Origin of the sequence: Streptomyces sp. NPDC093225 (genome assembly GCF_044753805.1) — a bacterium.
In the GTDB taxonomy this organism is placed as follows: Bacteria; Actinomycetota; Actinomycetes; order Streptomycetales; family Streptomycetaceae; genus Streptomyces.
Genome location: NZ_JBIVNX010000043.1, coordinates 46,452 through 66,037, shown reverse-complemented (window position 1 = coordinate 66,037; position 19,586 = coordinate 46,452). Strand labels below are relative to the sequence as shown.

Annotated in this window: 16 protein-coding genes and 1 pseudogene; 12 read left to right on the top strand and 5 right to left on the bottom strand. The window is 74.3% G+C overall.

All coding sequences use genetic code 11. The features are described from left to right. Positions 1-208: 208 nt before the first annotated feature. The 3 genes from ACIQCH_RS29975 to nudC are packed head-to-tail and all read left to right on the top strand — an operon-like array spanning position 209 to position 6,261. Positions 209-3,811, top strand: coding sequence for a UvrD-helicase domain-containing protein (locus ACIQCH_RS29975; protein ID WP_402585991.1), 3,603 nt, complete (start codon positions 209-211; stop codon positions 3,809-3,811). A gap of 10 nt (positions 3,812-3,821) precedes the next feature. Next, the gene (locus ACIQCH_RS29970; RefSeq protein WP_402585989.1) at positions 3,822-5,228 is read left to right on the top strand and encodes a dipeptidase; all 1,407 of its coding nucleotides are present in this window, start codon (positions 3,822-3,824) and stop codon (positions 5,226-5,228) included. 49 nt (positions 5,229-5,277) lie between these two features. Then, on the top strand, positions 5,278-6,261 hold the full coding sequence (nudC, locus tag ACIQCH_RS29965; protein ID WP_402585987.1) for an NAD(+) diphosphatase: 984 nt from the start codon (positions 5,278-5,280) through the stop codon (positions 6,259-6,261). A 249-nt stretch (positions 6,262-6,510) separates the two neighbouring features. Here nudC and ACIQCH_RS29960 read toward each other — a convergent pair whose 3' ends face one another. After that, entirely contained in the window at positions 6,511-6,765 is a 255-nt protein-coding gene (locus tag ACIQCH_RS29960) for a mycoredoxin (protein ID WP_030210271.1), read from the bottom strand. Positions 6,766-6,931: 166 nt separating this feature from the next. On the opposite strand from ACIQCH_RS29960, the pseudogene ACIQCH_RS29955 reads away from it, so the two are divergent. From ACIQCH_RS29955 to ACIQCH_RS29935, 5 genes and pseudogenes are all read left to right on the top strand, one after another. Next, positions 6,932-9,185: pseudogene (locus tag ACIQCH_RS29955) on the top strand (ATP-dependent DNA helicase UvrD2). Positions 9,186-9,349: 164 nt separating this feature from the next. Next, a complete protein-coding gene (locus tag ACIQCH_RS29950) occupies positions 9,350-9,682 on the top strand; it encodes a hypothetical protein (RefSeq protein WP_402585985.1) in 333 nt (110 codons plus the stop codon). Between the two features lie 172 nt (positions 9,683-9,854). After that, positions 9,855-10,223 carry a WhiB family transcriptional regulator gene (locus ACIQCH_RS29945; RefSeq protein WP_030210282.1) on the top strand — a complete coding sequence of 123 codons (369 nt, stop codon included), beginning with the start codon at positions 9,855-9,857 and terminating at the stop codon, positions 10,221-10,223. Then, a complete protein-coding gene (locus tag ACIQCH_RS29940) occupies positions 10,220-10,546 on the top strand; it encodes a hypothetical protein (RefSeq protein WP_030210285.1) in 327 nt (108 codons plus the stop codon). Before ACIQCH_RS29945 ends, ACIQCH_RS29940 begins: the two co-directional genes overlap by 4 nt. Before the next feature lie 105 nt (positions 10,547-10,651). Further along, positions 10,652-10,858 (top strand): hypothetical protein, encoded by a 207-nt coding sequence (locus ACIQCH_RS29935; RefSeq protein WP_078910669.1) that lies wholly within the window; start codon positions 10,652-10,654, stop codon positions 10,856-10,858. A gap of 28 nt (positions 10,859-10,886) precedes the next feature. Here ACIQCH_RS29935 and ACIQCH_RS29930 read toward each other — a convergent pair whose 3' ends face one another. Both ACIQCH_RS29930 and ACIQCH_RS29925 read right to left on the bottom strand, forming a co-directional pair. After that, entirely contained in the window at positions 10,887-12,215 is a 1,329-nt protein-coding gene (locus tag ACIQCH_RS29930) for an ABC1 kinase family protein (RefSeq protein ID WP_402585982.1), read from the bottom strand. A 41-nt stretch (positions 12,216-12,256) separates the two neighbouring features. Continuing rightward, entirely contained in the window at positions 12,257-13,426 is a 1,170-nt protein-coding gene (locus tag ACIQCH_RS29925; protein WP_402585980.1) for a TOMM precursor leader peptide-binding protein, read from the bottom strand. A 207-nt stretch (positions 13,427-13,633) separates the two neighbouring features. Between ACIQCH_RS29925 and ACIQCH_RS29920 the strand changes: the two genes are divergently transcribed. The 4 genes from ACIQCH_RS29920 to ACIQCH_RS29905 all read left to right on the top strand — a co-directional run bounded on the left by ACIQCH_RS29920 (position 13,634) and on the right by ACIQCH_RS29905 (position 17,498). Continuing rightward, complete coding sequence (locus tag ACIQCH_RS29920; RefSeq protein WP_402585978.1) at positions 13,634-14,254, top strand: M48 family metallopeptidase; 621 nt, start codon at positions 13,634-13,636, stop codon at positions 14,252-14,254. Between the two features lie 173 nt (positions 14,255-14,427). Beyond that, entirely contained in the window at positions 14,428-16,056 is a 1,629-nt protein-coding gene (locus tag ACIQCH_RS29915) for a TerD family protein (RefSeq protein ID WP_402585976.1), read from the top strand. Positions 16,057-16,064: 8 nt separating this feature from the next. Further along, positions 16,065-16,748 carry an AIM24 family protein gene (locus ACIQCH_RS29910; protein ID WP_402585974.1) on the top strand — a complete coding sequence of 228 codons (684 nt, stop codon included), beginning with the start codon at positions 16,065-16,067 and terminating at the stop codon, positions 16,746-16,748. Between the two features lie 18 nt (positions 16,749-16,766). After that, entirely contained in the window at positions 16,767-17,498 is a 732-nt protein-coding gene (locus ACIQCH_RS29905) for an AIM24 family protein (RefSeq protein ID WP_402585973.1), read from the top strand. 71 nt (positions 17,499-17,569) lie between these two features. On the opposite strand, the gene ACIQCH_RS29900 is transcribed toward ACIQCH_RS29905, so the two are convergent. Further along, a complete protein-coding gene (locus ACIQCH_RS29900) occupies positions 17,570-18,094 on the bottom strand; it encodes an NUDIX hydrolase (protein WP_402585971.1) in 525 nt (174 codons plus the stop codon). Beyond that, entirely contained in the window at positions 18,091-19,500 is a 1,410-nt protein-coding gene (locus ACIQCH_RS29895; RefSeq protein ID WP_402585969.1) for a zinc-dependent metalloprotease, read from the bottom strand. Before ACIQCH_RS29895 ends, ACIQCH_RS29900 begins: the two co-directional genes overlap by 4 nt. Positions 19,501-19,586: the final 86 nt, after the last annotated feature.

Genomic DNA, 19,586 nt, shown 5'->3' with positions numbered 1-19,586 from the left:
CCCCAGGGGTGGGCCTGCCGCAGGGCCTGCAGGCCATGACGGGTCAAGAGGCGAGGGGACCCACACACCACGGGACGGCCCCACGAAGCGAGAGCCCACCCCGACACCGCCCAGCTCCGCAGCCCCGGCCCGCAAAGGTGCCCCCGCCCCCGCCCCCCGCCCCCGGCGAGCCGACACTTGTCACAGCCCCCGGCTAGCCTTTTCTCTCGTGTCCGCGCACCTCACCGATCCCGAGCAGCTCAAGTCGCTCCTCGGGATCCCCTTCACCCCGGAGCAGACGGCCTGCATCACCGCGCCGCCCGCCCCGCAGGTCATCGTGGCCGGAGCCGGGTCCGGGAAGACCACGGTGATGGCCGCCCGCGTCGTCTGGCTGGTCGGCACCGGGCAGGTGGCCCCCGAGCAGGTGCTGGGCCTGACCTTCACCAACAAGGCCGCCGGGGAGCTCGCCGAGCGCGTCCGCGCCGCCCTGGTCAAGGCCGGCGTGACCGACCCGGACCCGGCCCCCGGCAGCGACGCGGCCGCCGCCGGCGAGCCCCGCATCTCGACCTACCACGCCTTCGCCGGCCAGCTCCTGAAGGACCACGGCCTGCGCATCGGGCTGGAGCCCAGCGCCCGGCTGCTCGCCGACGCCACCCGCTTCCAGCTCGCCGCGCGCGTGCTGCGCGAGGCCCCCGGCCCGTACCCCGCCCTCACCCGCTCCGTGTCCGAGCTGGTCTCCGACCTGCTCGCCCTCGACGCGGAGCTCTCCGAGCACCTGGTCGAGCCCGCCGAGCTCCGCGCGTACGACACCGAGCTGCTCGACCGGCTCGCCGGGACCAGGCTCACCAACGACGAGCTGCGCAAGGTCCCCGCCACCGCCGCCGCCCGGCTCGAACTGCTGGAGCTCACCGAGCGCTACCGCGCCGCCAAGCGCTCCCGCGACCTGCTCGACTTCAGCGACCAGATAGCCCTCTCCGCGCGGCTGGCCACCACCCGCCCCGAGGTGGGCGCGCTGCTGCGCGAGGAGTTCCGGATCGTCCTGCTCGACGAGTACCAGGACACCTCCGTGGCCCAGCGGCTGCTCCTGTCGGGACTGTTCGGCGGGGGCACCGGGCACGCGGTGACCGCCGTCGGCGACCCCTGCCAGGCCATCTACGGCTGGCGGGGCGCGTCCGTGGCGAACCTGGACGACTTCCCGGAGCACTTCCCGTATGCCGACGGCAGCCCCGCCGACCGCTACTCCCTCAGCGAGAACCGGCGCAGCGGCGGCCGCCTGCTCGACCTCGCCAACGGCCTGGCCGCCCCGCTGCGGGAGCTGCACGAGGGCGTCGAGGCGCTGCGCCCGGCCCCCGGCGCCGAACGCGACGGCTTCGTGCGCTGCGCGCTGCTGCCGACCCACGCCGAAGAGCTGGACTGGCTCGCCGACTCGATCGCGCACCAGGTCCGCACCGGCAAGGCACCCGGCGAGATCGCCGTCCTGTGCCGCTCCGGCGCCGACTTCCCCGCCATCCAGGCCGCGCTCGTCGCCCGCGACGTCCCGGTCGAGGTCGTCGGCCTGTCCGGGCTGCTCCACCTGCCCGAGGTCGCCGACCTGGTCGCCGTCTGCGAGGTGCTCCAGGACCCGGGCGCCAACGCGTCCCTGGTCCGCCTGCTTGTCGGCCCGCGCTGGCGGATCGGCCCCCGCGACCTCGCGTTGCTGGGCCGCCGCGCCCGGCTGCTCGTCGCCGGCGACCGGGGCGAGCGCGAGGACCGGCTGGCGGCGGCGGTGGAGGGCGTGGACCCCGCCGAGATCGTCTCGCTGGCCGACGCGCTGGACACCTTCCTCGACGGCGGTCCCGACGACGGGCTGCCGTTCTCGGCGGACGCCCGGGTCCGGTTCGCCCGGCTCGCCGCCGAGCTGCGCGAGCTGCGCCGTTCCCTCGCGGACCCGCTGATGGACGTGCTGCACCGGGTGCTCGCCGCCACCGGCCTCGACGTGGAGCTGTCCGCCTCGCCGCACGCGCTCGCCGCCCGCCGGCGCGAGACCCTCGCCAACTTCCTGGACGTGGCCGCCGGCTTCGCCGCCCTCGACGGGCAGAGCTCGCTGCTGGCCTTCCTCTCCTTCCTGCGCACGGCGGCCGAGTACGAGAAGGGCCTGGACAACTCGCTGCCCGGCGGCGAGAACACCGTCAAGGTCCTCACCGCCCACAAGTCCAAGGGCCTGGAGTGGGACGTCGTCGCCGTCCCGTCCCTGGTGTCCGGCGCCTTCCCGTCCGACAAGGCCCGCGAGTCCTGGACCGCCCAGCCCCAGGTGCTGCCGCACGCGCTGCGCGGCGACGCCGCGACGCTGCCGGACGTGACCGGCTGGACCTCCGCCGCGCTGAAGGCGTACAAGGCGGACATGAAGGAGCACACGGCGCTGGAGGAGCTGCGCCTGGGCTACGTCACCTTCACCCGCCCGCGCTCGCTCCTGCTGGCCTCGGGCCACTGGTGGGGCCCCAGCCAGAAGACCCTCCGCGGGCCGTCGGCCTTCCTGGAGGCCCTCGAAGCGCACTGCGCCGCGGGCTACGGGGAGACCGAGAGGTGGGCCGACCGGCCCGGGGCCGAGGAGGAGAACCCCGCCCTCGCCGAACCCCTCCAGGACGCCTCCTGGCCGCTGCCGCTGGACCGCGGCTCCTTCCGGCTGCGCCGCCGCGCGGCCGACCTCGTGCTGGCCCACCTCGACGCCCTGCGGACCCGGCCGGAGCCGGCCCCCGCCGACCCCGCCCCGCCCGCCGACCCGGACACGGACTACCTGTGGCCGCCGCACTGCGAGGAGCCGCTGCCGTACGAGGACGAGCCCGTTCCGTACGAGGACGAGCAAGGCCCCTACGAGGACGGGCCCGGCCCTTACGAGGACGAGCAAGGCCCGTACGAGGACGGACCCGCCCCGTACGACGCCGACGCCCCCGACGACCCGTGGGGCCCGGACGAGGCCCACCTCCTCCCCGCCCCGACGCGTGAGCGCGTCCCGGCCCGGTCCGCCGTGCCGCCGGCCCCGCGCGAGCCGGCGGCCGGTGCGCCCGTACCCGCCCCCCGGCCCGGCGTCGAGGCCCCCGTGCCGGCCCAGCGCACCGGACCCGACGCGCCGGACGACCACGGTCTGACCCCCGAAGAGCGGCGGCTGGCCGCCTCCTGGGACCGGGACCTCGACGCCCTCGCCGGCGAGCTGCGGCGCTCCCGCGCGGCCGTGCGCGACGTACCGCTGCCGCCGTCCCTGTCCGTCTCGCAGCTCCAGCGGCTCGCCGCCGACGAGGAGGGCTTCGTCCGGGACCTCGCCCGGCCCATGCCCAAGCCGCCCCAGCCCGCGGCCCGCCGCGGCACCCGCTTCCACGCCTGGGTGGAGTCCCGCTTCGACGAGCTGGAGCTGCCGCTGCTCGACCCCGACGAGCTGCCCGGCAGCGACGCCGAGATCGCCGACGAGCGGGACCTCGAGGCGCTCAAGGCCGCCTTCGAGCGCAGCGAGTACGCGGCCCGCACCCCGTACCGCATGGAGGTCCCCGTCCAGCTGACCCTGGCGGGCCGGGTGGTCCGGGGCCGGATCGACGCCGTCTACCGGACCGAGGACGGCGGCTGGGAGATCGTCGACTGGAAGACCGGTCACGGCACCCAGGCCGACCCCCTCCAGCTGGCCCTGTACCGGCTGGCGTGGGCCGAGGCGCAGGGCGTGGACCCGGCGCGGGTGTCGGCGGCGTTCCTGCACGTGCGCAGCGGCCGCGTCGTACGCCCGGCCCGGCTGCCCGGCCGCGCCCGTCTTGAGCGGATCCTCCAAGGCAAATCGGGCGCGGAAAGCCGGGCCGGTACGGACGGATAGGCTCGGGGGCATGAGCCAGACCCCGGACAGTGCCGTCCGTGCCTTCATCGACGACCACCGCGCCGCCTTCCTCGACGACCTCGCCGAGTGGCTGCGCATCCCCTCCGTGTCGGCCCAGCCGGCCCACGACGGGGACGTCCGGCGCAGCGCCGAGTGGCTGGCCGCCAAACTCACCGGGACCGGCTTCCCGGTCGCCGAGGTGTGGCCCACCCCCGGCGCCCCCGCGGTGTTCGCCGAGTGGCCCAGCGGCGACCCGCAGGCCCCGACCGTGCTGGTCTACGGACACCACGACGTCCAGCCCGCGGCCCTCGAGGACGGCTGGGACACCGACCCGTTCGAGCCCGTGGTCGTCGACGGCGCGCGCCTGCACGCCCGTGGCGCGGCCGACGACAAGGGACAGGTCTTCTTCCACACCCTCGGCGTGCGCGCGCACCTGGCCGCCACCGGCCGGACCGCCCCCGCCGTGAACCTCAAGCTCCTCATCGAGGGCGAGGAGGAGTCCGGCTCGCCGAACTTCCGCGACCTCGTCGAGCGCGAGGCGGCCCGGCTGGCCGCCGACGTCGTGATCGTCTCCGACACCGGCATGTGGTCCGAGACCACGCCGACCGTGTGCACCGGCATGCGCGGCGTCGCGGACTGCGAGATCGAGCTGTTCGGGCCCGACCAGGACATCCACTCCGGCGCCTTCGGCGGGGCCGTGCCCAACCCGGCCACCGTCGCCGCCCGCCTGGTCGCCGCCCTGCACGACGAGGACGAGCGGGTCACGGTCCCCGGCTTCTACGACGGCATCGCCGAGCTCTCGGACCGCGAGCGCGAGCTGATCGCCGAGCTGCCCTTCGACGAGGCGCAGTGGCTGCGCACGGCCAAGTCGTACGGGACCCTCGGCGAGGCGGGGTACTCGACGCTGGAGCGCGTCTGGGCCCGCCCGACGGCCGAGCTGAACGGCATCGGCGGCGGCTACCAGGGCCCCGGCGGCAAGACGATCATCCCGCGGAGCGCGCAGCTGAAGCTGTCGTTCCGGCTCGTCTCGGGCCAGGACCCGTACGTGATCGAGGCCGCCGTGAAGGACTGGGTCGCGGCGCGGATCCCGGCCGGCATCCGGCACGAGATCGTCTTCGGTGCCCCGACCCGGCCCTGCCTGACGCCGCTGGACCACCCCGCCCTGCAGTCCGTCGCCCGGTCGATGGGCCGAGCCTTCGGCCAGCCGGTCCGCTACACGCGCGAGGGCGGCTCGGGCCCGGCCGCCGACCTCCAGGACGTACTGGGCGCGCCCGTGCTGTTCCTGGGCATCTCGGTGCCCTCGGACGGCTGGCACGCGCCGAACGAGAAGGTCGAGCTGAACCTGCTGTTCAAGGGCGTGGAGACGGCCGCCTACCTGTGGGGCGACCTCGCCGAGCACTGGACCGCCGACGCATGACCGCCGACGCATCCGCACCACGTCCGCCCATCCACCGACAACGGGGGAGTTGGAAGCACCTGTGAGCACGAGCACCTCGACCGGGAACCCGGGCCGCACCACCGACCGGCCCATCTCGCTGACCGCGCCCAGCGGCGTCGACCGGGCCGCGCACCACCGGCTGGACGAGGCCTGGCTGGCGGCCGCCTGGAGCCACCCGAGCACCCGCGTCTTCGTGGTCTCCGGCGGCCAGGTGCTGATCGACGACACCCCCGACGGCGGCACCGGGATCGTGATGACCCCCGCCTTCGAGGCGCCTCCCACCGAGACCCACCGGTACTTCCTCGGGACCGACGAGGACGGCGTGAGCTACTTCGCGCTGCAGAAGGACGCCCTGCCGGGCCGGATGGACCAGTCGGCGCGGCCCGCCGGGCTGCGCGAGGCCGGGCTGCTGCTGGGCCCGCGCGACGCCGGGCTCATGGTCCACGCGGTGGCGCTGGAGAACTGGCAGCGGCTGCACCGCTTCTGCTCGCGCTGCGGCGAGCGCACCGTCGTGGCGGCCGCCGGGCACGTGCGGCGCTGTCCGGCCTGCGGGGCCGAGCACTACCCGCGCACCGACCCGGCCGTCATCATGCTGGTCACGGACGAGCACGACCGCGCCCTGCTCGGCCGGCAGGTGCACTGGCCGGAGGGCCGGTTCTCGACCCTGGCCGGCTTCGTCGAGCCGGGCGAGTCCATCGAGCAGTCGGTGGTCCGCGAGGTGTGGGAGGAGGCGGGCGTCCGGATCGGCGAGGTCGAGTACGTCGCCAGCCAGCCCTGGCCGTTCCCGTCCAGCCTGATGCTGGGCTTCATGGCCCGCGCCGTCAGCTCCGAGATCAACGTGGACGGCGAGGAGATCCAGGAGGCCCGCTGGTTCTCGCGGGCCGAGCTGCGCGAGGCCATCGAGACCGGGGCGGTGCTGCCTCCGTCGGGCATCTCGATCGCGGCCCGGCTGGTCGAGCGCTGGTACGGCGAGCCGCTACCCCGGCCCCTGGTCACCGCCGCCGCCCTCTGATCCACCCGCGCCGCCCGCGGCCGGACGTGGGGGGGGGGCCCCCCCCCGCGGGGGGGGGCCCCCCCCCCCCCCCGGGCGGCGGGCCCCCCCCGCGGGGGGGGGGCGGGGGGGCCGGGCGGGGGGCGCGCCCCCCCCCCCCCCCCCCCCCGCCCCCCCCCCCCCCCCCCCCCCCCCCCCCCCCCCGCGGGGGGGCGGGCGGGGGGGCCCCCCCGGGGGGGGGGGGCCCCCCCCCCACGTCCGGCGCGGCGATCAGACCGCGAGGGCCTGCTGCACCTGGGCCAGGCTGGGGTTGGTCATGACCCGCTCGCCGCCCGAGGCGCCGACGACCAGGACGGTCGGGACGGTCTGGTTGCCGTCGTTCGCCTTCTCGACGAACGCCGCCGACTCCGGGTCCTGCTCGATGTTGATCTCGGTGTACGCGATGCCTTCGCGGTCCAGCTGGGACTTCAGCCGGCGGCAGTAGCCGCACCAGGTCGTGCTGTACATCGTCACGGAACCCTGCATGGCGGGTGCGCTCCTTCGGGCCTTCGGGGGACGGGGTCATGACGGGACCGGCTCGGCCGCTGGGGTTGGCCGGGTCGGTCCCACACACAGGAACGCACGGGGTCCCCGGGACATTCCCGCGGGAAACCCCTGGCCAGAGCTCTGCGCACCCCAGGAGCCGTCGGTCATACACGTACGACCGCACCCGCACCCCTGTGGACAACCGTCCCGGCCGCCGCAGCGGACCTGGCAGCATGGCAGGTGTGACAGCAGCAACGCCTCTCCCGTCCTTCCCCTCCGCCGCGGAGTCGGCCGACGCGGTGCTCCTGGGCCTGGACCCGGAGCAGCGCGAGGTCGCGACCACGCTGCGCGGCCCGGTGTGCGTCCTCGCCGGAGCCGGTACGGGCAAGACCCGGGCGATCACCCACCGCATCGCGTACGGCGTGCGCGCGGGCATCCTCCAGCCCGCCAGCGTGCTGGCCGTCACCTTCACCAACCGCGCCGCCGGCGAGATGCGCGGCCGCCTGCGGGGCCTGGGAGCCGCCGGCGTCCAGGCGCGCACGTTCCACTCGGCCGCGCTGCGCCAGCTCCAGTACTTCTGGCCGCGCGCGGTCGGCGGCGACCTGCCGCGGCTCGTGGAGCGCAAGATCCAGCTGGTGGCCGACGCGGCCGCCCGCTGCCGCGTCCGCCTGGACCGGAACGAGCTGCGCGACGTCACCGGCGAGATCGAGTGGGCCAAGGTCACCCAGTCCACCCCCGCCGACTACCCGGCCGCCGTCCGCAAGGCGGGCCGCGAGGCCCCCCGCGACCCGGCCGAGATCGCCCAGATCTACGGCATGTACGAGCAGCTGAAGCGGGACCGCGTCATGATCGACTTCGAGGACGTGCTGCTCCTCACGGTCGGCATCCTCGAGGACCGGCCCGACATCGCCGACGTGGTCCGCAGCCAGTACCAGCACTTCGTGGTCGACGAGTACCAGGACGTCAGCCCGCTCCAGCAGCGGCTGCTCGAGCTCTGGCTCGGCGACCGCGACAGCCTGTGCGTGGTCGGCGACGCCAGTCAGACGATCTACTCCTTCACCGGCGCCACCCCCGACCACCTCCTCGACTTCCGCACCCGCTACCCGCAGGCCACCGTGGTGAAGCTGGTCCGCGACTACCGCTCCACCCCGCAGGTGGTGCACCTGGCCAACGGGCTGCTCGCGCAGGCCCGCGGCCGGGCCGCCGACCACCGGCTGGAGCTCGTCTCGCAGCGCGAGCCGGGCCCCGACCCGGTCTTCACCGAGTACGCCGACGAGCCCGCCGAGGCCGAGGGCGTGGCCCGCCGGATCCGCGGCCTGATCGACGCCGGGGTGCCGGCGGGGGAGATCGCGGTCCTCTACCGCATCAACGCCCAGTCGGAGGTCTACGAGCAGGCCCTCGCCGACGCCGGGGTGCCCTACCAGCTGCGCGGCGCGGAGCGCTTCTTCGAGCGCGTCGAGGTCAAGCAGGCCATCGCGAACCTGCGCGGCGCCGCCCGCTTCGGAGCGAACGACGCCGTCCTCGACGACGTCGTCGAGCTGCCCGCGCAGGTCCGGGCCGTGCTGAGCGCGAACGGCTGGACCCCCCAGCCCCCGGCCGGCTCGGGGGCCGTGCGCGACCAGTGGGAGTCGCTGGCCGCCCTGGTCCGGCTGGCGGAGGACTTCTCCCGCGGCCGGGCGCGCGAGGTCACCCTCGCGGACCTGGTGGTCGAGCTGGACGAGCGGGCCGTGGCCCAGCACGCCCCCACCGTCCAGGGCGTCACGCTCGCCTCCCTGCACGCGGCGAAGGGCCTGGAGTGGGACGCGGTGTTCTTGGTCGGCCTGACCGACGGCATGCTGCCGATCACGTACGCGAAGACCGACGAGCAGGTCGAGGAGGAGCGCCGCCTCCTGTACGTCGGGGTCACCCGGGCGCGCCTGCACCTGGGCCTGTCCTGGGCGCTCTCGCGCTCTCCGGGCGGCCGCGCGGCCCGGCGGCCCAGCCGGTTCCTCAGCGGCCTGCGGCCGGGCTCCCGGGCCGCCGGCGCCAGCCGCTCGACGGGCGCCTCCGGGGTCATCGAGCGGGGCCGGGCGCGCGGCCGCCGGGGCCCGGTGCTGTGCCGGGTGTGCGGCAGGACCCTCACCGACGCCGGTGAGATGAAGCTCATGCGCTGCGAAGAGTGCCCGTCCGACATGGACGAAGGGCTCTACGAGCGGCTGCGCGACTGGCGTGCGGTGCAGGCGAAGGCCCTGGGACAGCCGGCGTACTGCGTCTTCACGGACAAGACGCTCATGGCGATCGCCGAGGCCGTGCCCCACGAGGAGGGCGAGCTCGCCGTGATCTCCGGCGTGGGTGGACGCAAGCTCGACCGCTTCGGAGCCGATGTCCTGGCCATCTGTGCAGGTCAGGAGCCTGGTGAGGGGGACGGGGCCGACGCGTAGAAACTCGTCGGAAAAATAGTTTGCACATGCCCCGCACATCCCCATAGGTTCTTAGCAACGGAAACGGTGGCTTCTGAGAAGCCTCCGCTCCGTGCTGTACTTATCCGAATACACGGGACGGGCCGAGAGGCCGGTCCCCGAGACGCCGAGAGGAGGCGAGACCCGTGATCAGCTTCAACACCTTCACCAAAATGACCGATCGCTCGGTCGCCGCTTCCTCCTGCCTGCGTGATTCCAAGCTCGTCGCCTTCACCTCCGGTTTCCAGGGCACCGGTCTGTCCGCGATCTCCGCGATCAGCCCCGTCTCCCCTGCGACCCTTCCCGTCCGTGAGCGGATCGAAGGCAATGAGCGACCGACCCAGGCACCGGCAGCAGTAGTGGCGCAGGCACAGGCCTATGCCTTTGCCGCCACCGGTGCCGGACACCCGAAGCAGACGACGCAGCACCACACGATGTGGGCCTTCCGTGGGCTCGAACCCTGGAGTGATCCAGCCTGATCTGATCAGGCCGGCGCCTTCAGGGCCGCGGAACCCCACCCGGGATCCGCGGCCCTTCTGTTTGTCCCCCGACGGGACGACGGAGCGAAGGGGCCTCGGGACTGGCAGCACCCGGTACCAGCCGAACACCGGCCCACCAGGCCGGACCGACCAGACGAGGAACGAAACCACCGTGCAACTCGAAGCGCACGCCCCGTCCGTACCGCCCTCCCACTTGACCTCTCCGCCCGCAGTCCCGGAGGACTCCGCCTTGACTCCGCTCACCGCGCTCACCGCGCTCGACGACGCCATCGAGAACCTCGGCGTGCCCGTCCCGTGCCGTACCTACGACCCCGAGGTCTTCTTCGCCGAGTCCCCGGCCGACGTCGAGTACGCCAAGTCCCTGTGCCGCACCTGCCCGCTGGTCGAGGCCTGCCTCGCCGGCGCGAAGGAGCGCCGCGAGCCCTGGGGCGTCTGGGGTGGCGAGCTCTTCGTGCAGGGCGTGGTCGTCGCCCGCAAGCGTCCCCGTGGCCGTCCGCGCAAGAACCCGGTCTCGGCATGAACGCCCGCGGCACGATCGACCGCCCCCTCACGTACGACCCCCTGAAGCAGGCCCCGATGACCCCGCACGCCAGCGAGCAGCCCTCCGGCTCCGCCCACACCGACTTCACCACTCCCGGCGCGAAGCTCTCGCGTCAGAACAGGACCCGCGAAATGCAACTCATCCCAGAAGCCCTGGCTCGTGCTCATATGCACGAACGGATGCGCGAGATCGACGCGGAACGGCAGGCCGTCCGTCTGATCAACGCCCGCCGCATGCAGAAGCGCGCCGAGCGCGTCTCGATGCGGGCCCGCCGCGCCCTGGCCATGGCGGTCATGCACTGATCAGCTCCGGCTGACTCGCCTTCCCGTGGGGACCGGTCCGTCAGGACCGGTCCCCACGGTGCGTTGCGCAGGCGCACCCCGGTGCGGCGGCGATATCGTCTGGTGGTGGACCAGCACACTCCCCACCCCGCATCCCCGGGTCCCGGAGCCGGGACCGTCGTGTGCGCCCGATGCGGCAAGCACAGCCCCGAGGGCGCCCCGCCCACCTGGACCTGCTCCGTCGAGAACGGCACCCGACAGTACTTCTGCGACGACTGCGCCCGGGCCAACATCCGCGCCATCGAGGGCAGACTCGACTCCGCCTGGTGGTGACCCCGCCCGGTGGCGACCCCGACCCGACTCAGTCCTCCGGCACGAACCCCGGCAGCCAGGACTCCAGCTCCTCGCGCAGCCGGACCGTGGCGCCGAGCTGACACAGGACGCCGATCGTGCTCAACGTGACGCGGTGGATCAGAAGGTAGGCCGGCGGCAGGTTGAGCTGCTTGCCCAACTGGTACGCGGGGGAGCGGGGATCGGCGATGCGGGCCGCCTGGCCGCGGATCCAGCCCCGGGTGAACGTGAACTCCGCCACCAACGCCGGCTCGATCATCGGCCGCAGGTACTCCAGCACCGCGTCCGGGTCGAGCTCGATGGAGTCCTTCACGAAGCCCGCCGCGCACAACTGCCGGTAGACCTCGTCCCCGTCCCCCGCCAGCGCCATCCGCAGGGAGGTGCCGATGGTGCGCGGCAGGCCGCCCGGAAGCCGGTCGACCGTGCCGAAGTCCAGCACGCCCAACCGCAGTCGGCCGTCGTCGTCCGCCAGTAGCCGGAAGTTGCCCGGGTGCGGGTCCGCGTGGAGCAGCCCCGTCCGCGCGGGTCCGGAGAACAGGAAGCGGGCCAGCAGTTGCCCGGCGCGGTCGCGCTGCTCCTGTGTGCCGTCGGATATGACCTCCGAAAGCGGCGTCCCCTCCATCCACTCGGTCACGAGCACCTGTTCGCCCTGGTGCACCACGTCCGGCACGACCACGTCGGGGTCCCCCGCGAACACGTCCGCGTGCGACCGTTGGGACTCCGCCTCCAGCTCGTAGTCCAGCTCCTCCTCGATGCGGCTGCGCATCTCGCTGATCAGCGGCTTGAGGTCCATGCCGGGGATCAGCGGCCCCAACAGCCGGGCGAAGCGCCCCAACTGGGCCAGGTCCGACAGCAGCGCCTCCCCGGCGCCCGGGTACTGCACCTTGACGGCCACCTCCCGCCCGTCGTGCCACACCGCCCGGTGCACCTGCCCGATCGAGGCCGCCGCCGCGGGCTTGTCCTCGAACTCCAGGAACAGTTCGCGCCAGTCCGGCCCCAGCCGTTCGGCCAGCACCTGGTGCACGGTCCCGGCCGGCAGCGGCGGCGCCGCCTCCTGAAGCTTCGTCAACGCGGCGCGGTACGGCCCCGCCACCTCTTCCGGCAGGGCCGACTCGAAGACGGACAGGGCCTGCCCGAACTTCATCGCGCCGCCCTTCAACTCGCCCAGGACCTTGAACAACTGCTCGGCGGTGCGCTGCTGGAGCTCGCGCGCCACGATCTCGGCGGACTTGCCGCCGATCATCTTGCCGAGCCCCCACGTCGCCCGCCCCGCGATGCCCAAGGGCAGCGCGGCGAGCTTCGCGGTACGGGTGACCGCCTTCCGGGGAAGATCAGACATACGCCCCTCCAGATCCCACTCAGCCGCGCCGCGAGCGGCGGTTACCCGGCCATTGTGTCGTGTGGCTCTCGCCGGCCGACGGAGTGCTCCTGCGGTCCACCGCCCACCGCCCCGCAGGGGCAGCCGGGATGGGGTACCAGCACGCTCCGCCGCCAGTCCAGTCCGGGCAGCGCCGCCTCCCAGCGCGCCCCCGCCGAGCCCGGCAACTCCCCGTCCAGGAAGGCCAGGGCATGCGCCGCGGCCAGCCCCGCGACCGCCACGGCCAACCCCATGTCGCAGGCCGGCCCCGCCCGCCCCCGGCCCGAGCGCCACTGGGTGAGCAGTCGCGGCCAGGCCGGGTCCCGGTCCACCCGCTCCCGCTCCATGCACCCGGCGCACGCGGTGTCCCCGGGCAGCACCAGGGGGCCCACGATGCCCGTGCCCTCCAGCACTCCCGCGTACAGGTGCGGGGTCCCCGACGCGAGCCAGTCCGCGGCCCGTCCCGGATCGGGCGCGTGCGCCTCGATCCCCTCCCGGGGTGTGACCACCACGAGCGCCGGCCGGGCGGCCCCGTCGGGCCCCGGCGCCCGGCCCCGACCGGCACCGGGGCCGCCGTCCCGGTCGCCGCCGGGGCCGCGCTCGGGCGCCGAGTCCCGTACCAGCTCCGCTCCCGCCACCGCCCGGCGCAGACCCACGGCCTCCGGGGGCATCCCGCCGGGCACCGGATCGCCCGGCTCGACCACGCCGCCGTCCATCACCTCCACCCTGCCCACCCCGGCACCCGACAGCACCGAGGCGATCACCGCCCCGACCCGGCCCAGCCCGCGCACCTGGACCCACGCGCCCCGCCGGGCCGCCAGTGCGCGCAGGGCCCCGCCCGGCTCGCGCCGCCGCAGCGACAGCGAACCCAGGTCCGGCCGCAGTCGCTCCACCAGCTCGATCCGGCGGCGCACCGACTGGGCCGCCGCACCGCCCGCGGTCACGTCCTCCAGCAGCCCCGCCTTCGCCAGTCGGGCCACCAGCTCGTCCGCCCGGCCCTCGGGCAGGCCCAGCACCCGAGCCCGCTCCCGCAACGCGGGCGGCCCGAGCGAGCCGTCGAGCTGCTCGATGAAACTGCCCGTCGCCATGTCGATCGGCCCGAGCACCACCGCCTGCGCCGGCGTGACCCCGAACTGCACCGTCTGGAGGTCACGCCAGGCCCGCGCCAGTGCGGGCTTCACCTTCGGATACATCGCACGCCCCCTCGTCCCCGCAGGCCACGCGCCCACGAGGGACCGCGCGCCCGTCCGTGGCAACGCGTCCGTCATGGCCCGCGACCCGCACCGAGCCGTGCGAGCAAAGCGAGCATGCCGGCCGCCCGGACCCCCCGCTCCGAGTTATCCACAGCACACAGGAATTAAGGCTATTAATAGTTCAAACCCGGCACGTGCGGGACGTCGGTGAGGGCCACCCGGTACCGTCGTGGGGTGTCCGCCGATCCCCCGCACCGCGCCGTCGAAGTCCGCCGGAGCGCGCGCCGCCGCAGGACCGTCTCCGCCTACCGAGAGGGCGACCGCACGGTCGTCCTCATCCCTGCCCGCATGTCTGAGGCCGAGGAGCGGCGCTGGGTGGGCGTGATGCTGGACAAGCTCGCAGCCCAGGAGAGCCGCCGCAGCCTCGGTGACGCGGAGCTGACCGAGCGGGCCGCACACCTGTCCGGGCAGTACCTCGGCGGCCGTGCGCGCCCCCGCGTGGTCCGCTGGGTCACCAACCAGAACACGCGCTGGGGCTCCTGCACCCCCGCCGAGGGCAGCATCCGGCTCTCCCACCGCCTCCAGGGCATGCCGGAGTACGTGATCGACTACGTGCTGCTGCACGAGCTGGCGCACCTGCTGGTCCCGGGCCACGGCCCCCGCTTCTGGGAGCTCCTGGAGGCGTACCCGCGCACCGAGCGGGCCCGCGGCTACCTCGAGGGCGTGGTCGCCGCCGACCGGCTGCCGCACCTGCCGGCCCCGCGCGAGGGCGGCGCCCCGGACGCGGCGGAGGGCCCGACCGGGGCGGCCGCCCCGACCGAGGTCTGAGCCGGCCCCTTCGGACGGTGCGGTCGCGCCCCGGAGCAAGCCGGCGCGGATCCCGCGCCACCCCGCCTGACGAGCCGTGAAATGTACCGTCTCCGTACCGGCCCGGCCGGATCCCGCCGGCTGCCGTTAGCCTGGCCGTACGCATTCAACCGGGACGGGGGCGGGCTTCACGCATGGTCAGGGAATTCCAGCGCGGCCACAAGGCGAGGATCAGCGACCTCACGGCGGGCACCGACCTGTACGTCGGCGTCCACATCGAGGGCCCCGGACTGGCCTTCGACATCAGCTGCTTCGGCCTCGACGCGGACGAACGGCTCTCCGACGACCGGTACTTCGTCTTCTACAACCAGCCGAAGTCGCCCGAGGAGTCCATCCAGCAGCTCGGCCCGCAGGCCGGGGACACCGAGTCGTTCCGCGTCACCCTGGACCGGATCCCGGACGCCGTCCGCACGCTGTCGTTCACCGCGACCATCGACGGCAACGGCCAGATGTCGCAGATCGGATCCGGCCACATCCGGATCGTCGCCGGCGGCGAGGAAGTCGCCCGGTACGCCTTCACCGGCGCGGAGTTCAGCACCGAGCGGGCCGTGATGCTCGGCGACTTCTACTTCAAGGACGTCTGGCGGTTCGCCGCGGTCGGCCAGGGCTTCGACGGCGGACTCGACGCGCTGCTGAAGAACTTCGGCGGCGAGGTCGCCGAGGAAGTGGAGCAGGCGCAACAGCCGGCCCCGGCCGCCGCGCCCCCCGCCTTCGCCCCGCCGCCGGCCCCGGCCCCGCAGCCCGCCCCGGCGCCGGTGCCGCAGACCCCCGCCCCCGCGGCGTACCCCTTCACCCCGGCCCCGGTCCCGCAGCCCACGGCCGTGGCCCCCGTCGCACCGCCCGCACCGGCCCCGGCGTCCCCCGCGGTCCCCCCGGCTGCCGTCCCCGCACCCTTCGGCCCGCCCGCCACCGCCGCGGTCCCGGCCCCGGCGACCGCACCCCCGGGCATCCCGGGTCCGGTCCCGCCGCCCGGCATCCCCGGTTCGGTCCCGCCGCCCGGCATCCCCGGCTCGGTCCCGCCCCCGGGCGTCGCCTCCGGCATCCCCGCGGGCGCCCCGGGCCAGCCCTTCGGCGGCGGCCGTCAACTCGCCCCCGTACCACCGGAGGTCGGCCTGCGCGCCGTCCTCACCAAGTACGCGGAGGTCCCCGTCGGCGACCGCTGGACCGAGCAGAACCCCCAGCAGGTCCGCGTCACCCTCACCAAGGGCCAGTCCATCCTCGCCAAGCAGGGCAGCATGGTCGCCTACCAGGGCGACATCGACTTCGCCCACAAGGGCTCCGGCCTGCTCGGCAAGCTCACCGGCCAGCTCACCGGCCAGGGCATGTCCCTCATGCGCTGCGCGGGCGAGGGCGAGGTCTTCCTCGCCGACGAGGCCAGCCGCCTCTTCGTCATCCGCCTCGAGAACGACCAGCTCTACACCAGCGCGCACGGCGTCCTGGCCTTCGACGAGAGCCTCGACACCGAGGTCCGCCGCATCGAGGGCGCCGGCCTGCCCGGCGGCGGCTTCTTCTCGATGCTCTTCTCCGGCACCGGAGCGGTCGTCGTCAAGACCCGCGGCACCCCGGTCGTCCTCCCGGTCGGTGCGGCCACGTACGTCGACGGCAACGCCGTGATCGCCTGGTCCGCCGGCGCCCAGGCCGTCACCACCACCGCGCTGCGGCTGCGCCGCTCCGGCTACGCCAGCGCCCAGTCGGAGGCCATCAACCTCCAGTTCCGGGGCGCCCCGGGCAACTTCGTCGTCGTCCAGCCCTTCGAGGCGTGAGGCAGGCCATGGATACGCACACGATCGGCGCGCACGGCGCCCCGGCCCCGGCCACCGTCGTCCGGATGGCCGTCCACAGCTCCAAGACCCTCAAGGTCACGATGGTCACCGGCCAGGACCTCATCGCCAAGGCCGGCTCGATGATCGCCTACGACGGGTACGTCCAGTTCGACGGCGCCCCAGCGACCCTGCGCCGCAGCGCCGAGGAGATGGTCACCGGCGAGGGCGGCCGGCTCATGCTCTGCCGCGGCGACGGCGACCTCTACCTCGCCGACTACGGCGGCGACGTCCTCGTCCTCCACCTCGACAACGAGGCCCTCTCCGTCAACGGCTCCACCCTGTTGGCCTGCGACGCCTCGCTCCAGCTCACCATCGAGCCCGTCAAGGGCGTGGCCAAGCTCTCCGGCTCCGGCCTGACCAACCTGGTCGTCCGCGGCACCGGCTGGGTGGCCCTGGTCAGCCGCGGCGTCCCCATGGTCCTCGACTGCGCGGAGCGCGAGACGTACGTCGACCCCGACGCGCTCGTCGCCTGGACCACCGACCTGGAGATGAAGGCCAAGCGCACCCTCAAGGCCGGCGCCCTCATCGGCCGCGGCAGCGGCGAGGCGCTCCAGATCGGCTTCAAGGGCCACGGCTTCGTGGTGGTGCAGCCCAGCGAGGACACCGCCGACCGCTTCAAGATCCGGGGCTGAGAGGAGCACCGACCCACCATGCACAGCACACTCTTCGCCCACGTCCCGGTCGAGTCCACCGGCCGCTACACCCTGCAGAACCCGCAACTGCTCAAGGTCGAGATCGGCCAGGGCAACGGCGCGGTCCTCGCCCGCCAGGGCGCCATGGTCGCCTTCGAGGGCCAGGTCGACTTCCAGAGCCAGTACAAGAACCGCACCTGGCGCAACGTCGAGCGGATGGCCGGCGAGCGCCTGGAGCTCATGAAGGTCAAGGGCGCCGGCCAGGTCTACCTCGCCCACTACGCCCAGCACATCCACGTCATGGACGTCGGCGGCGGCGTCACCGTGGGCAGCGGTTCCGTGCTCGCCTTCGACAGCAGCCTCGGCGTCGGCATCGTCGCCGTCGACAGCGCCGTCGAGGTCGCCTCCGCCGGTGCGTACAACCTGGAGCTCACCGGCAGCGGCAAGGTCGCCCTCCTCACCTCCGGCGAGCCGCTGGTGCTGGAGGTCACCCCGGAGACCAACATCTGCGCCGACGCGGACGCGGTCATCGCCTGGTCCACCACCCTGCGGACCCAGATGCAGGCGCCCACCTCCACCTCCGCCGTGTGGCGCCGCAAGGGCGCGACCGGCGAGGGCTGGGAGATGCAGTTCCAGGGCCGCGGCCACGTCCTCATCCAGCCCAGCGAGCTGCTGCCGCCCCAGCACATGCGCGGCGGTGCCTTCGGCTTCGGGCTGCGCGGCAACAGCATGGGCGGCAGCCGCAACTGACGCCGGTCACGCGCGAAGGGGCGGCCCCGCACGCAGCGGGGCCGCCCCTCGGCGTTTCGTACCGCGGCCGGCTACAGCCGGGCCCGCGTCGCCTCCAGCAGGCGTACGACCGACTCGTCGGCCACGCCCGCCACCTCGTCGTACCCGAACCAGCGCAGGTCCAGCGACTCGTCGCTGATCTCCGCCTCCACCCCGGCCGGGGCCAGCGCGGCGTACTGCACGTCCAGGTGCCAGTTGCACGGCGCCGGGATCGGGTGCCGGTCCAACCGCACCGGGCCGCCGGGGAGCAGCGCCAGCCCGGACGCGATGCCGGACTCCTCGCGCGCCTCGCGCAGCGCCGCCTCGGCCAGCGTCGCGTCGCCCGGCTCGCAGTGGCCGCCCATCTGCAGCCACATGCCGAGCTTCTTGTGCAGCGTCAGCAGCACCCGCCCGGCCACCGGGTCGATGACGAGGGCGCTGCTGGTGACGTGCCCCGCCGTGCAGGGCTTGTACATGCCGTCGGGGTGCGCGGCGAGGTGCTCCAGGTAGAGGTCCCGCAGCTCGGGCTGGTCCTCGTAGCCCTTCAGCACGAGGACCGCGTCGTCGTACAGGTTCACTTCTCGCCGTCGCCCTCGTTCTCGTCCTTCTTGGCCGGGTCGTTCTGCTGCGCAGCCTCGCCGAGCATCTTGTCGAGCTCGGAGAAGTCCAGCTGCTCGCGGTGGACGAAGCCGTCCGGGTCGTCGAGGTCCGAGGCCGTCGGCAGCATGTCCGGGTGCTCCCACAGGCCGTCGCGGCCGTCCACGCCGCGCGCGTCCGTCAGCGAGGCCCACAGCCGGGATGCGTCCCGCAGCCGGCGCGGCCGCAGCTCGAGACCGATCAGCGTCGCGAAGGTCTGCTCCGCGGGACCGCCCGTGGCGCGGCGGCGGCGCAGCATCTCGCGCAGTGCGTCCGCCGAGCCCAGCCGGGGCTTCGCGGCCTCGTGCACCACCGCGTCCACCCAGCCCTCGACCAGCGCGAGCGCGGTCTCGAGCCGGGCCAGCGCGGCCTTCTGCTCGGGGGTGTCCTGCGGCTGGAACATGCCGCCCTGGAGCGCCTCCTGCAGGGCCTCCGGGTTGCTCGGGTCGAGCTGGCCGACGACGTCCTCCAGCTTCGAGGTGTCGACCTTGATGCCCCGCGCGTACCCCTCGACCGCGCCGAACAGGTGCGAGCGCAGCCACGGCACGTGCGCGAACAGCCGCTGGTGGGCCGCCTCGCGCAGGGCCAGGTACAGCCGCACCTCGTCCGCCGGCACGCCCAGGTCCTTGCCGAAGGAGGCGATGTTCACCGGCAGCAGCGCAGCCTTGCCGGCCGGGCCCAGCGGCAGGCCGATGTCGGTGGAGCCGACCACCTCGCCCGCCAGCACGCCCACGGCCTGGCCGATCTGCTGGCCGAACATGGCGCCGCCCATCGAACGCATCATGCCGAGCAGCGGGCCGGCCATGGCCTGCATCTCCTCGGGCAGCACGCTGCCCATCGCCGCGCCCACCCGCTCGGCCACCGGGTCGACGAGCTCCTTCCACACCGGCAGGGTCGCCTCGACCCACTCGGCACGGCTCCACGCGACGGCGCTGCCGGCGCCCGAGGGCAGCGAGGTGGCCTGGTCCAGCCAGAGGTCGGCCAGGCGGACGGCCTCCTCGACGGCGGCCCGCTCCGCGGCACCGACGCTGGCGTCCTTCACCCCGTCCTGGGTGCCCTGGGCGACCGTCTGGCGGGCGATGTCCTTGGCCATGTCCCAGTTCACGGGACCGCCCTCGTAGCTCAGCATCTGGCCGAGCTGCTGGAACGCGGCGCCCAGGTCGGTCGGGTTCATCGACCCGAACATCGCGGCGAACGGGTTGTCCGCGCCGCCCGGCAGGCCCGCCCCGCCGAACCCGAACGGATTCGCCGGGCCGCCCTGGCCGCCCTGATCGCCCTTCTTCTTGCCCTCGTCGCCGTGCTCCGGCTCCTCCGGCGGAAGGCCGAATCCGAATGGGGTGTCACTCACGGGGTTCCTCGGCTCGTAGGGCCGCCGGCGATTGCCGACGGCGATGGTGCGACAACACCTTCAAGCGTAGACACCACACCCGGTTC

Excerpts from the sequence above, each read along its gene's own strand:
- ACIQCH_RS29960 (WP_030210271.1), bottom strand. The coding sequence starts at position 6,765 with ATGCAGGGTTCCGTGACGATGTACAGCACGACCTGGTGCGGCTACTGC.
- ACIQCH_RS29905 (WP_402585973.1), top strand. The coding sequence starts at position 16,767 with ATGCACAGCACACTCTTCGCCCACGTCCCGGTCGAGTCCACCGGCCGC.
- ACIQCH_RS29970 (WP_402585989.1), top strand. The coding sequence starts at position 3,822 with ATGAGCCAGACCCCGGACAGTGCCGTCCGTGCCTTCATCGACGACCAC.
- ACIQCH_RS29925 (WP_402585980.1), bottom strand. The coding sequence starts at position 13,426 with ATGTATCCGAAGGTGAAGCCCGCACTGGCGCGGGCCTGGCGTGACCTC.
- ACIQCH_RS29940 (WP_030210285.1), top strand. The coding sequence starts at position 10,220 with ATGAACGCCCGCGGCACGATCGACCGCCCCCTCACGTACGACCCCCTG.
- ACIQCH_RS29910 (WP_402585974.1), top strand. The coding sequence starts at position 16,065 with ATGGATACGCACACGATCGGCGCGCACGGCGCCCCGGCCCCGGCCACC.
- ACIQCH_RS29930 (WP_402585982.1), bottom strand. The coding sequence starts at position 12,215 with ATGTCTGATCTTCCCCGGAAGGCGGTCACCCGTACCGCGAAGCTCGCC.
- ACIQCH_RS29915 (WP_402585976.1), top strand. The coding sequence starts at position 14,428 with ATGGTCAGGGAATTCCAGCGCGGCCACAAGGCGAGGATCAGCGACCTC.